Below are 14,144 nucleotides of genomic sequence, written 5' to 3'. Positions count from 1 at the left end.
CTACTGCAATGGTTGCCCTGTCATGATCGTCAAAAAGTGGTGGAAAAATTTCTCGTATTGGATATCAAAGGCAATACGATGTTTTTTCTCGCCATTGTTTATACTTTCATAAGGCCGTGTTTCAGCAATGCTTTGCCCTCTTGCAGGGCCTTCTAATTTATCGACAACAGTTACGGGATAGGACTCATATATAAACATGTCAGGCTCCATTATAGCCATCAGCGTTAACGCATCATGCACAGGGCTCCCTAAAAGTGAGGGGTCCCGTTCTTGATAAAAGCGAGTATAGTATTCCATTAATGGCTTGAGGATTTTTGTTTGTCCAAATGAATCAATATAGTCTACCATACCTGGCGTGACAATCGCCTTTTGTGTAGCATTCAAGGGAATGATTGTGACATTCTTTGCATAGGTAAGCACGATATTAACCGCAAACGGATCACCATGAAAATTTGCCTCTGCCACTGTTGTGACATTGCCAGGAACCCAAAACGCTCCACCCATAATATAAAATTCCTTGACATGTTTCATAAGCTCTTTGTAGAGGATAAACATTGTTGCGAGCGAGGTCAATCGCCCAATATTAACAATTGTTAGTTCATCATTTTTATATCTTTCTATAATATTGACGATTTCAAAAAAGTTTTCAATTTTTAATTCATGATCATCATTTGGAATAATGGGTCCTAATCCCCGTTCGCCGTGTATTTCTGGATAGTAAGTCGGCTGTTCACCAGTTAAAGGTACTTCTGCTCCTAAAATAACGGGAATCCCTTGAGGGAAGTTAAACAATCTCATGACATAATAAATATTGGATACCGCATCTTCTCGCGATACATTGCCGTAGTCTGCCACTAACCCAACAATTTCTATTTCCTGATTGAGCCTGGCATAAATTAATGCTACGGTATCATCAATGCCAATATCCCCAAATAACAGCACTTTTTTTACCAATGAATATCCTCCCTTTTCCTGCCAATCTGGCTATTCCTATAGTACGATGAAAAGCTCAAAGACGATACAGATTTGAATGTTTTTGGAAAAATTAGTGTGTGATTCTAGTCAAATGAAAGTAGCCCATCTGCTCAGTGCAAATGGGCTTTCTAACATATTGGCTTTAATTATTATGCTGTAAGAACTGATAAACCGCCATCATTTCCTGTTTATTCAGCTCACGAATGCGATTGAAAATAGGAATATTGGCAACTGCCTCAAGATGAGAGCCTTCTATTACTACATCACTGACAGTACCAGTTAGCCACGTTTCCACATCAATGCCATCAACAATTTGCTGGCGACCTTCATCGTTTATACCACTTGCACCACAGTTGACACATGGAACGGTTAATTTATGGACCCCATCATGCAATCCATCCTCTGAAAGCACCTTTTTCCCTTTGCAGAATGGACAACTATGACTAGCTTTTACTTTATTGATTTGAGTGACAATTTTTTTATAGCCAAATGCTTCATAAACATACGTTAATTTTTTGTATTTTCCATTCGTAAAATACTGGTCGATGATATTTTCTCTTGTCTCGTAAATATTGGCAAAATCACAGATGGTTACTTGGTTTTTTAGGCTGATGTTCTTTATATAATCTTGGATTTTGTCCCAGAATGGAAGTGCATTTTGTAGGACCATTTCATAGCCAACAAAGCTTGCTAGCTCTAATTCCAGCATTTTCAACGCTACTTGTATTTCTCTTGGCAATAAGGAGACATCTTGTAGAAGTGACATGTCACCCCCTACAATGGCTTTCAATTTTTCAAGTTGTGGTAAGTTCCCTACAGTTTTTATTACCACATCAAGAGGTTGACGAATCAAGTCACGAATATCTGTGTCCCAAAATTGTAATTTTTTCTGGTGGTTAAGCACAGTGCCATGACAAATTGGGCAAGGCATCATCTCTCTTGTTTCCTTCATTTGCTCCTTAATAATGGATTTTGAAATGACGATATAGCGACCAATGATAAAGTTAAAACCTTCCCATTTCTTCGAAGATTTTGTTGCCTTATCATAAAAGGACTTATCCCAATACCCATATAAAAATGTATGCTTTTCTTCCTCAGTCATAGCATTGTAACTTTTACTAATGTCTTGACCAAGTTCATTTTTAATTTCTTCAAAAAGAAATTCCAGCTTCGCATGTTGATAGTATTTTAAGACTTCCATAATATCTGGGTGTAATAAGCCATCCCAAAATGGCACGTTTTTATCTTGTACGACTAGATCAAAATCGAATTTGGAAATTTCCAATCTCCCTGAACAGCTTGGACAATGATTGTCTTGGCTATAGAAATCGAAGCTTCTTGTATCCTTATTCGTTGGGTGTGCAGCGACAATATGATTAATCAGACCACCCATTTCATACAGAAAACTATACTGACTATATAAATGTCTTTCCAAGTCGATCGCAATAACAGGCGCTATTTTATTGGATTCGTAGTCACCGTAAATGAGACGTGCCATTGAAGATAGGCTTTTTAAAATGCCACCTTTATAAATATTTTCAGCCTTTTTAAAATAGCTTATAGGTTGGTCTTCTAAGTATTGAATACCATTTCTTGATGCGAGCGTAGACGCGATTTGTAATGGAGCCGTTTTTGTATAGTTAACCTGATTATAATAGTCCTCATGACAAACTACCTCAAGATGTGTCACAGGCTCCTGCTGTCTTTTACCAAAGTCTACAATGAAATCAGAGCTCTCTAACATATAGGTATTATGCTCAATCATGATGATAGAGATAGCTTCATCCTCAAGGATGTCCCTTACACTATCAATAAACTGGTTTAAAATGTTTTGAGATAATCCTTTAGAAGGCTCATCAAAAATAAACAGTGTATGTGGATTTCGGGAGTTCGCAAATAACTCCGATACTAAATGCACACATTGGAATTCACCAGTCGACAGCGATTGTGTTTTTCTTTCCAGTGTCAAATAGCCTAGCCCTAGTTTAATTAGTAAGCTTAAACGTTTATGGGCGATATCTTCATGAGGAAGTTCATCAATAATGTCTTCAATCGAGCGTTGGAAAATAGCATCAATGTCCTCGCTATATTTGGTTAGTTTCTTTTTAATATCGAGGAAAGTTGCGACAGTGGATCGACTAGTAATGGACTGATTCCGATCCTGCCCGACCATCACTAGTTTGTCCTTTGGATAGCGTTTGACAAAATCTTTAGCGATACATTCATTCACAAGCGTTGATTTCCCACAGCCAGACTCCCCAGTAAAAGTAATAAGTCGGTTTTGCGGAATGGCTATTTCGTCCATTTGTATATTGCGGCAATATAAGTCTCGGAATTGATAAAAGGATGTTGGCTTTGATGGGTTTCGTTCCGAATAGATAGGCTGTGGTCGAGGAGATTCTTCCACGATTTTACCGCCGTATTTCCCACTCCCTGGTCCAAAGAATAGGTGCTTATTTGCCATGTCTAGCACCGTATCTGAATGATCAATAAGCCAAATTTGGTTTTTAGTGCCCAACTGTTGGATTTGCTCTAAGATTTTTAGTAATGTGTCATGGTCAAGACCAACAGAAATTTCGTCGACAATAATGACCGTGTTTTCGCTAGTAGCCATGAATTCTGCTAAGTAAAGTCTTGTTAATTCTCCGCCCGACAATGTCCCCATAATACGATTTAATGTTAAATAGCCAATATTCATCTGGATAATATTTTGAAGAATATGTTGCTTCTCTTCACTTATATTTAATTCTTTTGATAAGGAATAGATCGTTTCGATACTGAAATTGTGAATATCAGAAATACTGTATGATTCATTCCATAAAGCTATTTTATGTTGCTCCACTTCAGGACTATAGCGTTTACCTGAGCATTTTTTACATTCTACATTTTTCGTCGTGCCACGTCCTTTACATGCAGGACACCAGCCTAATGCATTGTTAAAGGAAAACATCTCTGGAGAAAGTTGAAATTCATCCGCCAGTCGATTACGAATTTCTTTAAAAACACCCGTATGAGTACCAATCGTTGAACGTGGGTTACTGGAGATAGAGGATTTTCCTAAAAAAAGTACGAGGGGCATATCCTCCATTTTGATGGCACTGAAGTTCGTTTCCATAATGTTTGGAAATAAATATTGATACTCCGCCTTAGGTAATAAAGAAACGAGACGTTTTTTGGATTCTTCCCCAATCGTTTGACAAAATGTCGTTTTCCCTGAGCCAGACAAACCGGCTATACCCAATGATTGATGTTCTGGTAAGACGACATCTAAACGGTTGATATTGTTGGCAATTAGTTGATTGATCTTCATTTAGTTATCCTTCCATGTCTAGAAAATTAAAAAATTTGAGTGAAAATGAAAGAACACAATTCTTGCTACGGAATTGCGCTCTCCTTGTTATCGTTTGATTTGTATTAGGCTAGTACTTTTTCAAGCTGTGTGCTCATATTCGTCCAAGCATATGTTGCCCCTTCGATTGCCCCTTGACGAGCTTTTGTTTCTTCGCTAAAGCCACTTTGATCAAGATGAAGCTGAGTCGTGCCATCTGAATCTTGTGTTAATGTCCATGTAACAGTCGTTGTTTCACCAGCACTTGTCCAAGTGTAAGATAATGTATGAGGCTCTTCTACTACAAGTACCTCACAGTCTACAATGCCGTCCCACCATTCATTTGGTTCAGCACGAAATTGAAATTTATGCCCAACGATTGGTTGGAAGTCATTATTCCAAATCCATTTTGCTAGCGTATCTGAATCGGTTAAAGCATGCCAAACCTGCTCGATTGAACTTGTAAATGTAAAATCTAATGATACATCTGGTTTCATTTTTTTTCCTCCAATAATAGATGTAATTTAGCGATTCTTTCTTTCCAAAATCCTTCATAAAACGATACCCAATCCTGTATTTCTTTCAACGGGGCCGCATTCAGCCGATACCTTGTCTCTCTACCTTCCTTGCGAGCAACGACAAGACCTGCATCTTTCAGGATGGCTAAATGTTTCGAAACAGCGGTACGCCCCATGTCAAATTGAGCGGTTAATTCGTGAAGCGGTAACTCATCTGTCTCTGCCAGTAAACGAATCAACTTTCGTCTTGTAGGGTCAGCAATGGCTACATAAACGTCACGCTCTTGATGATTATTATTCAAAACCACCACCCTTTCTAATAGGACACTAAATGGTGTCTTAATTATATGACACCATTTAGTGTCCAGTCAATGATTATTTTGGACAAAATGAGATGGATTCTATACCTATAAAGAAGAAACAGCCAAATGCAAAAAAAGTACAGAGGTGAGAGCCTTTGTACTTTTCGTTCATTATTATTTATTAGTATCTATTTCTTTAAATTTTTTATGCGAGCCATAAAAACCAGAGTATGTAGTAAGCCTATATGTTGACTCATTGTTTTCTCTATTACTCGAAATCGTTTATTTAAGAAACGCTCGTTTGTCTAATCAACTTGTTTCAGTATTTTTTCAATGCTTCGCCACTTTCAGAAATTTCGTGATAACCATTAATCAATTTAGCTTCCCTAACTCGTGCGCTAGCCAGCTAACATATTGCTTTTCTTGATGAAGAGTGGCAAACGATAAGGATTTGACAAAGCACTTAATACTAATTCATCCCCATTTAATGTATTTTTCCTTTGTAATCATTTTATTACACACGACCATATACATTAAAAGGAAAAACCATGATCATCACAAGAAAGGCTGTGGATTTACGCTAGTTCTAAAGGTAAAAATGCATAGTCTCCATCTCTTATAATTGGACATTTGCGCACAGCTATTGGCTGCTGAAAAAGAGGGCCATCAATGACGGTTGTATGGAATTCTCCTCCCTCCCCGCACGGGTCAATCTTACGAGCTTCTAGTTCTAATACATATTCAGGGGTAAGTATTCGCCCTAAATCATCCTCAGTCATGCCTAAGGATAAGTTGACCGTGACAATCATCGTGATAAATCCTAAGTTAATAAATTCATCGACTGCTTCGCGATGGTCCATTTCCCATAATGGCATGCCTAGCTGTAACCCAGCATTTTTTGTGACCTTATCATGCCAGCAGCCATGTGCAGGCATATCTAAGTCACCTGTCACTAACACTTCTGCCCCCTGCTGTTTTGCCTTTTCTAAAAGGTGCATAAAGACACTTTCGTAGTCTGCCCAACTAGCTGCAGCCGTAAAGACAGGCAATCCGATCGAGTCAGCCTGCGCCTGGATAAGCTCAGGTGGCATGCCGTGTGACCTCGAACGTTTCCCTTCCTCCTCTAGCATCACAAGCAGTCCTACAGCCTGACCTACCTGGGATGCTTTATATAAAGCTAAAGTACTGTCCTTTCCACCACTAAATGAGGCAATAAATGGACGATCTTGTGCATTCTGTTTCCAGCCTGTTGTATCTGTCATTCCCTTATCTCCTTGTCAAAAATAGTCTGTTAGCATCCTTATCAAAAAATTGAGTCATAGTAGCATCATTTTTAATCGCTATATCCCCATTTCTTCAGGAAATTTTCAAGATATAACACCCCTTCATTTTATCATAAGTAGAATAAAAATTTGGCTAACTATGTTGGAGGGGCGCTATGAGTGATTATGTTATCAAATTAAGACAACTAGTTGGGACAATGCCTGTTATTTTAGTAGGTTCTACAGTAATTGTCTTAAATCAGACGAAAGAAGTGCTCCTTCAATTTCGTGCTGATATCGAAATGTGGGGATTACCTGGAGGAGTAATGGAGCCAGGGGAAACCCTTGAAGAAACAGCGAAACGAGAGCTGTATGAAGAGACAGAATTGCATGCAAACAATCTTCAGTTTTTAACGATATTATCAGGTTATCAGGACTATTTTAAATATCCTAATGGGGATGAGGTATTCGGCGTAACGGCAGTCTTTTTAGCAGATCAGACAGATGGATGGCTCACTATGAGGGATGGCGAAAGCTTAAAATTGGACTACTTCCCGAAAGCAAAGGATGTAATCGATCACCACCTCATAACAACAGCCTCCTAATTAAATAGGAGGCTGTTGTAGTCGTTATTAATAGGCTTGTGCAAACCAAACCGTATGTTTAGCTTCATTTCCACAGCCAATACATGTTGTTTTTGTTGTTGGTGGATTAAACGGCATATTACGAGATGTATATTTTGTTTCTTCCTTCACTTTTTCCTCGCATGCATCTTCTCCACACCAACCAGCTAGTACCCAGCCAGGAATTGTACCGTTTGCTTTGGCTGCTTCAATATGCTGTTGTAATTGTGGTAATGAATCAATCATTGTATGTGTGTTTGCTTCACGGAACTGACGTGCTTTTTCGAGTAAGCGCGCTTGCATGGTTGTTAATTCTTCTTCAATGGCTGTGATAATCGTAGCTAAATCAATTGTTCGTTTTTCCTCTTCATCACGGGCTTTAAGTAAAGCTTGATTGTTGTCAAGATCACGAGGTCCTAATTCAATGCGAACTGGCACCCCTTTTAGCTCCCATTCATTGAACTTAAAGCCTGGTGATTGGTCCGAATCGTCAAGGCGTACGCGAATGCCCTTCGCTTTTAAAGCGACAAAAATTTCATCTAAATGCTCCATAATTTGAGGGTTCTTTTTCCATGGTCCCACTGGAATTAAAACAACTTGAGTTGGCGCGATGCGAGGAGGTAAAACAAGCCCCTGCTCATCACCATGCACCATAATTACCGAGCCGATTAAGCGCGTAGATGTACCCCAAGATGTTGTGTGTACATACTCATGCTGGTTCGCTTTATTTAAATACTTAATGTTAAAGGCTTCTGCAAATTTCGTACCTAAATAATGAGATGTACCAGCTTGCACAGCCTTGCCATTTTTCATCATCGCCTCAATCGAATACGTATCGACAGCACCTGCAAAACGTTCAGAAGGTGTTTTTTGTCCGTCATAGACTGGAATTGCTAGTACTTGTTCTACAACTTCTTTATAGATTTCAAGCATTTGCATCGTTTCTTGACGAGCATCCTCTTCATCGACGTGCGCTGTATGTCCTTCTTGCCATAAAAATTCAGATGTGCGAATAAAAGGAAGAGTTTTCTTTTCCCAACGGAAGACGTTTGCCCATTGATTAATCAAAACGGGTAGGTCACGGTAGCTTTTAATCCAATTGGAGTAAAGATGGCCAATCATCGTTTCAGACGTTGGACGTAGTGCCAGACGTTCTTCTAATTGTTCCCCTGCTGCCTCTGTTACCCAAGGTAGCTCAGGTGAGAATCCTTCGATATGATCCTTTTCTTTTTGGAAGAAAGATTCAGGAATAAGCATTGGGAAATAAGCATTACGATGCCCTGTCTCTTTAAAGCGACGATCCATTTCCTCTTGAATATGCTCCCAAATCTCATAGCCATCAGGTTTAAAGGCAATACAGCCACGAACAGGTGTATAATCCATTAAATCGGCTTTTTGGATAGTCTCAATATACCATTTCGAAAAATCTTCTAATTGTTTTGACATGTGATCTCCTCCAATTTTTGTTAAATCATTGTTGCCTTGGTGTAAGAAAAACAGTGCCATCTACCAGGGCGTTTAGCTTGTTTCAGCGAGCTGTTACTATCAAGCTGAATGAAAAAAGCACAAAGCTGTCCTCTGAATAAGGACGTCTTTGTGCTGGATAGACGTGGTACCACCTTGATTTAGCTTTAAGTAGAACTTAAAACCCTCTCACGTTTGGTAACGAAAACGACTCGGTTATGTTTGCATAACATCTCCGTGGTAGGTGTTCAGTAAAGAAGCGGTGATATAGCTCTCAGCAATTGCTATATTTTCTGTCTCACAATTCTTACTTACTTGGCCACATCATCAAATTGAATATTGTCTGAACTGTTTGGCTTTATCCTACTTTAGCAAAATCATTCAGGAATAGCAATTCATAACTGGTCTATTTTGTCACAGAATTAACGATTAAATCTGTAAAATCATCTACAGACAATGGCTTACTGAAATAATAACCCTGCACATACTCACAGCCATGCTCACGAAGTACGTTCAATTCAGCTTCTTCCTCGACACCTTCAGCAACTACTTGAAGATTTAAAGCATGTGCTAAGGAAATCATAGCTGAAATCATCGCAATCCCTGATTTTTCAGGCACAATGTCACGGACAAAGGCACGGTCAATTTTAAGGACATCCACAGGGAATTTTTTTAAGTAGTTTAACGATGAATAGCCTGTCCCGAAATCGTCTAATGAAATCGTAATGCCCAATGCCCGTAATTGCTTGATGGTATCAATTAAATCTTCCGTATAATCAAGCATACTCATTTCCGTAATTTCAATTTCTAATAAGTGTGGGTCAATGCCTGTTTCTGCAATGACTTCACACACCATGTCCACAAAGCTACTTGTACTAATATGAATCGGAGAAATATTGACGGCTACGCGCAATGTTAAATTATGTGCTTCATTCCAAAAACGAGCTTGAGCACAGGCTTTATGTAATACCCAAACACCGATATCATTAATAAGCCCACATTCTTCTGCAAATGGAATAAAACGATCTGGTGGAATATGACCTAATTCAGGATCATACCAGCGTAGCAAGGCTTCCATGCCAATGACCGTATCTGTTTTTAAATCAATTTTAGGCTGGTAATGTAATTCTAAGCGGTCCTGTTTTAATGCTTGGTGTAATTTTGTTTCTAATAGAAGCCATTTATCGTTGGCTTCATCCATATTGTCACGGTATAAACGGTACTGATTTCCACGCGTAGATTTTGCTGCATACATGGCAATATCCGCATTTTTCAATAATTCTTCTACAGAGTTTGCATGATCTGGGAATATACTAATGCCGATACTGATGCTTGCATAAAATTCATAGGTATCGACGATGAAACTTTCATTGAAGACATTAATGATTTCTTTGGCCATTTCGTCAATGCGACTGACGTCATTTAAAATCATGACAAATTCATCACTATTGTGGCGATAGAATGAATTAGATGTATAATCAACATTTCGTAGACGATTCGACATTTCCACTAAAAACATATCGCCGATAATATGACCAAGCCCGTCGTTAATGTGTTTGAATCGATTCACATCAATGAAAAATAACGCAAATTTATCTCCTGTACGTCGAGATTGATGGAATTCATTTTCTAAACGCTGTTCTAGTTTACGACGATTTGGCAGTCCTGTTAATTCATCGTGATAGGCAATATGGGTAATTTTTTTTATGTCCTTTTGCGCTGTAATATCGACGCGAATGGCGATATATTGATAAGGCTTTCCCTTTTCATCAAGGAATGGGAAAATCGTTGTCTTTACCCAATATAAACTGCCATCTTTCGCACGATTGCACACCTCGCCATTCCACATATCACCATTACCTATTGTTCTCCACATCTCTCTAAAGAAAGATTTAGGATGGAAGCCTGAGTTAAGTAAACGGTGATCTTGACCTAATAATTCTTCACGCGTATACTTCGAAATTTTGCAAAAATGATCATTAACAAACGTAATTTTCCCGGTACGATCGGTAATCGCTACAATGATGGAACTATTCATGGCGGAAAAGATATCTTGTAATTCTTTTAGACTATAGTTCATTTGATTAATGCTATTAGGCGTGATATTCATCATTTTCATTCTCCGTTCATTAAAATATGAAGGGTTTGGTACTTTTGCTTTATCTTACAGCGAGGTATAAAGTTGTGGTATATCGCCCTTTTTTATGTAATTATATTATAGTCTTAGAAAAGCAGTTAATTCAACCCAAATATCAAAAACATCTAAAGCCCTATTTGATGTTTTATGAGAAAATAGCCAAAAAATAGCGGTTATAAACACCCTAAATTTACCTAATTGTAAAGTTTTTTGATACTTTTGTACTATTGAAAGTGCTTTCTTTAGGCTATTTATCTATTAAATACAAATTTCAATTATGCTAGATAAAGAGAATGTAGCTATGTAAATTTTTTGTGAAAGCAAAAATACCTTACGAACCCACAGAAGTAATAAGGTATTTTACAAGTTAAGAAACCTCATATTCGATTGACTCATCTGATGATTTTGCATATTGGTTATATGCATGTAACTGCTCTTGTGATAAATTTAAAATATAATAGTGAAAATTAATAGGCTCTAGTCCGTGCTCCTCACATACTTGGCGGTAAAATTCATAACCCTCTCGATAATCTGTCACCCTTCTAACTTCCTTTCATGGTTGCTACTAAATGTGTTTTTTTATTTTTGTTATATAACAGCATTATTATTTTCTAAAAACATATAACAGAGTGTAATGCTTGTCAATAAATTATCTGAAATTTCTTTTAAAAATCACAAAAGCCCGAACCATTGTATTTAGTATGGCTGGGCTTTTCATAAAATATTCACGTCGGCTTCCGTCATAACCACGTCCTTTAAATGCCTAATTGTTTTGCTTGCATGTTATAAGCAGACAGTTGTTGCTGTGATAACTGTAATACATAATAGCGGAAAGAAATTGGCTCTAACCCATAACGCTCACACATTTCACAATAAAATTCATAGCCGTCTCGATACTTTGTCATTAAAAATTCCTCCTTGATTTGAAAACTGTTTTATAACAGTTGTTATTATTTTTATTTAATATATAACAGATTATGTAGCACGTCAAGAGGTTATGATAGAAAAAGCATATAACAATAAAAGGAATTTGGCTCACACTTGTGTGCTCAAATCCCTCTATACTTACTTGCCATATGTTTATTTCATTATTTCTTGTATTTGCTCGATATGACGCTGCTCGTGTAAATAAACCATTTCAATCCATTGATCGAGTGGCAATGTACCTAAGGCTGGGTGCTTCACAGCATATTTTGTTAAAATTTCAGGTTCTTCAATTGTTTGTAAAAAAGCGAGAAAATTCATTCTTGTTGTGGCTAGTAAATCTAGCATCTCCTGAACGGTAAAAGGCTGATCTATTGGCTCCACAATAGTTGGTGCTTGAAATTTTTTTGTTCTATCCAAAACAACAAGCTGAACATTTTTTCTTGCAGGTGATGATTGTTCCTGGGCTTGTAATCCCCATGTAATGGCTTTTTTGGCTGCTTCCTCTACTAACACAAGATGATGACAGATTTGTGCTACACTCCAGCTTTGTGCATCTGGTTTGTCATTAAAGCTTGTATTGTCTAAGTTTTGAATCGTTTGAAGTAATTGCGCCCTTGTTGCGTCGAATTGTTCTTTTGCTACTAACATCATAAGTTAACCCCCTTCATTTGGCATACTACTATATTCGACAGAGAGGGGTAAAAATCATCTCTCGCGCACAATATTAAAGGGATTATTTTCTAAAACATGTTGTAGCTGCTCGTCCTCTATATGCGTATAAATTTGAGTCGTCGCTACACTTGAATGTCCTAAGATATGCTGTAAGCTCCGAATATCTGCACCTGCTTTATACATCATAGTCGCAGATGTATGACGCAACTTATGTGGTGTAAGTCGTTCCTTTTGAAGACCTGATTGTTGATTAATACGTTTCACGATTTTGGCAACAGTTTGGCGCGTAAAGCGTGTTCCTTTTTGTGAGACGAAAAGAGGCTCATCCCCGTCCCCCTTATAAGGCGTTTTCCCACTATTTTCATAATCTGCGAGTGCCTGCAAACAGCTATCGTTTAAGTAGACAGTACGCTCCTTATTGCCCTTCCCGACAACCGTTAAATAACGTCCTTGAATAGATGTTTTATTGAGCTGGCAAAGCTCCGTCACACGTATTCCTAAATTTAAGAAAAACATCATCATACAGTAATTTCTTGGTGATGCCTGATTTGTTGGTATTCCATCAATAAATTGAGTAGCCTCTTGAAGATTCATATAAATTGGTCTTTTTCGGCCAATTTTTGGTGTTTCTAATTCTTCTGCTGGATTTTCCTCAATAAGTCGACGTTTTCCTTTCAAGTACTTGAAAAAGGATTTTAATGTCGCCACTTTTCGTGCCCTCGAAGCAGCAGAATTTCCTCGCTGTACCTCACAGTACTCCATAAAGTAATAAAGATCCTCTAATGTAATATCACGAATTTCTTCTATTGTAATAGTGGCAATATCAATGGCTACTAAATTTTCTATATCCAGATCCTCCTGGATTGCTTTATGGAAACGGAAAAATAAGGTTAGGTCATATTCATATTCTTTTCTTGTGCGCTGTGATTTTCCTTTGATGGTCGTTAAATAAACTAGAAAATCCTTCATGAATTTCGGTTGCTTGGTATTTTGCATGCTAATCACCTCTATTTGCTCTATTTTACCATGAAAAAACGTTCCCAAATATAAATTTGGGAACTTTATTGAAAAAAATACCCTTTTTCACGATATAGAACAAATGTTCTTTTTAAGCAATAAAAAAATCCCCTTTTTTAAAAAAGAGGATTTCCTTTTAAATCTTTTGTGACAGTTGCAGGAAAATAGTCATAAAGTTCACGTTAAATGAATATTAAAATCTAGTATACTTCATCTTGATTCAGCTTAAATGCTTGTCTTGCCCACCTTCTACTAAACCGTCAAAAAGGGCTATGTCTTATGGCAATATCGGAGTGATTAATATCAAGTAACTTCTACTTGGTAGCTTGAGCATTGTTTATTTACTTGAAAACAAAGAGTCAGCAGCCATTACGAGGAGTCGCAATTTGCTTACCCTGTGAGAAGCTTTGAAAAAATAGAAGATGGGTCACTACCCATGTCGATTCGTCTCACAATGCGAATGGTATTATTTTACAAAAACTGAATAAGCACCGTCTGCCTGTTTTGTTAGTGACCAGTTTGTCGATAACATTTGCTGAAGTCTTGCGACTGTCTCCTCATTACACGTTAAATGCTGGATACCTGTTTCTAACAGTTGGTAATCCTTCCCTTCTTCTAATTGAAAGCGAAGTTGCAATAAACGTTGGATGCCTGGCAATGTTACATACTTGATTCGATAATGGCCATGGTACGCTTCTAAGAATTGTTGTTCCCCTTCTTTATAAAGAGCCATTGTCTCATTAAATTCATAGTTTGGTACTTGTTCTTGCCAAGCTGATACATCCCCCGTACGTAAAGCGCCTAAGATCTCTTCTTCTGAAAAATTTAATTTAGATAGTTTATCTAATTCATAAGCTTGCATTAAATTAATGATGGTCATGATTGTTAGCTCCTTATATGTATTTATTCACAGTGTAAC

The 14,144-nt window shown here is 37.7% G+C and carries 13 protein-coding genes and 1 other annotated feature; of the genes, 1 reads left to right on the top strand and 12 read right to left on the bottom strand.

Annotation, left to right across the window (positions count from 1 at the left end):
- The 5 genes from MKY46_RS11790 to MKY46_RS11770 all read right to left on the bottom strand — a co-directional run bounded on the left by MKY46_RS11790 (window position 1) and on the right by MKY46_RS11770 (window position 6,385).
- Complete coding sequence (locus tag MKY46_RS11790) at window positions 1-954, bottom strand: nucleoside hydrolase (RefSeq protein WP_058844414.1); 954 nt, start codon at window positions 952-954, stop codon at window positions 1-3.
- Between the two features lie 163 nt (window positions 955-1,117).
- Window positions 1,118-4,285 carry an ATP-binding cassette domain-containing protein gene (locus MKY46_RS11785; RefSeq protein ID WP_101966648.1) on the bottom strand — a complete coding sequence of 1,056 codons (3,168 nt, stop codon included), beginning with the start codon at window positions 4,283-4,285 and terminating at the stop codon, window positions 1,118-1,120.
- 104 nt (window positions 4,286-4,389) lie between these two features.
- Window positions 4,390-4,800, bottom strand: coding sequence for an SRPBCC family protein (locus MKY46_RS11780; RefSeq protein ID WP_036126406.1), 411 nt, complete (start codon window positions 4,798-4,800; stop codon window positions 4,390-4,392).
- Complete coding sequence (locus MKY46_RS11775; protein ID WP_080717129.1) at window positions 4,797-5,123, bottom strand: ArsR/SmtB family transcription factor; 327 nt, start codon at window positions 5,121-5,123, stop codon at window positions 4,797-4,799. The genes MKY46_RS11780 and MKY46_RS11775 overlap by 4 nt, the downstream gene beginning before the upstream one ends.
- Window positions 5,124-5,698: 575 nt before the next feature.
- Window positions 5,699-6,385 carry a Dph6-related ATP pyrophosphatase gene (locus tag MKY46_RS11770; protein WP_036126409.1) on the bottom strand — a complete coding sequence of 229 codons (687 nt, stop codon included), beginning with the start codon at window positions 6,383-6,385 and terminating at the stop codon, window positions 5,699-5,701.
- Window positions 6,386-6,561: 176 nt separating this feature from the next.
- Between MKY46_RS11770 and MKY46_RS11765 the strand changes: the two genes are divergently transcribed.
- Window positions 6,562-6,990, top strand: a complete 429-nt coding sequence (locus MKY46_RS11765; protein WP_340834329.1) for an NUDIX hydrolase — start codon at window positions 6,562-6,564, stop codon at window positions 6,988-6,990.
- 27 nt (window positions 6,991-7,017) lie between these two features.
- Here MKY46_RS11765 and proS read toward each other — a convergent pair whose 3' ends face one another.
- The 7 genes from proS to MKY46_RS11730 form a co-directional block, all read right to left on the bottom strand.
- Entirely contained in the window at window positions 7,018-8,454 is a 1,437-nt protein-coding gene (gene proS, locus MKY46_RS11760) for a proline--tRNA ligase (protein ID WP_058844416.1), read from the bottom strand.
- 135 nt (window positions 8,455-8,589) lie between these two features.
- Window positions 8,590-8,809, bottom strand: a binding site (T-box leader).
- A 69-nt stretch (window positions 8,810-8,878) separates the two neighbouring features.
- Window positions 8,879-10,585 (bottom strand): putative bifunctional diguanylate cyclase/phosphodiesterase, encoded by a 1,707-nt coding sequence (locus tag MKY46_RS11755; RefSeq protein WP_271913421.1) that lies wholly within the window; start codon window positions 10,583-10,585, stop codon window positions 8,879-8,881.
- Between the two features lie 391 nt (window positions 10,586-10,976).
- Entirely contained in the window at window positions 10,977-11,147 is a 171-nt protein-coding gene (locus MKY46_RS11750) for a hypothetical protein (protein WP_036126417.1), read from the bottom strand.
- A 217-nt stretch (window positions 11,148-11,364) separates the two neighbouring features.
- Window positions 11,365-11,514, bottom strand: coding sequence for a hypothetical protein (locus MKY46_RS11745; RefSeq protein WP_036126419.1), 150 nt, complete (start codon window positions 11,512-11,514; stop codon window positions 11,365-11,367).
- Between the two features lie 175 nt (window positions 11,515-11,689).
- The gene (locus MKY46_RS11740) at window positions 11,690-12,187 is read right to left on the bottom strand and encodes a DinB family protein (RefSeq protein ID WP_374703116.1); all 498 of its coding nucleotides are present in this window, start codon (window positions 12,185-12,187) and stop codon (window positions 11,690-11,692) included.
- A gap of 54 nt (window positions 12,188-12,241) precedes the next feature.
- Window positions 12,242-13,204, bottom strand: coding sequence for a tyrosine recombinase XerC (locus MKY46_RS11735; protein WP_036126422.1), 963 nt, complete (start codon window positions 13,202-13,204; stop codon window positions 12,242-12,244).
- Window positions 13,205-13,691: 487 nt separating this feature from the next.
- On the bottom strand, window positions 13,692-14,105 hold the full coding sequence (locus MKY46_RS11730; protein ID WP_340808994.1) for a hypothetical protein: 414 nt from the start codon (window positions 14,103-14,105) through the stop codon (window positions 13,692-13,694).
- Window positions 14,106-14,144: the final 39 nt, after the last annotated feature.

This window comes from Lysinibacillus sp. FSL M8-0355, from assembly GCF_038008985.1.
GTDB classification, from domain to species: Bacteria; Bacillota; Bacilli; order Bacillales_A; family Planococcaceae; genus Lysinibacillus; species Lysinibacillus fusiformis_D.
The sequence above is the reverse complement of the archived record's forward strand: the minus strand, read 5'-3'. Positions and strand labels throughout refer to the sequence as shown.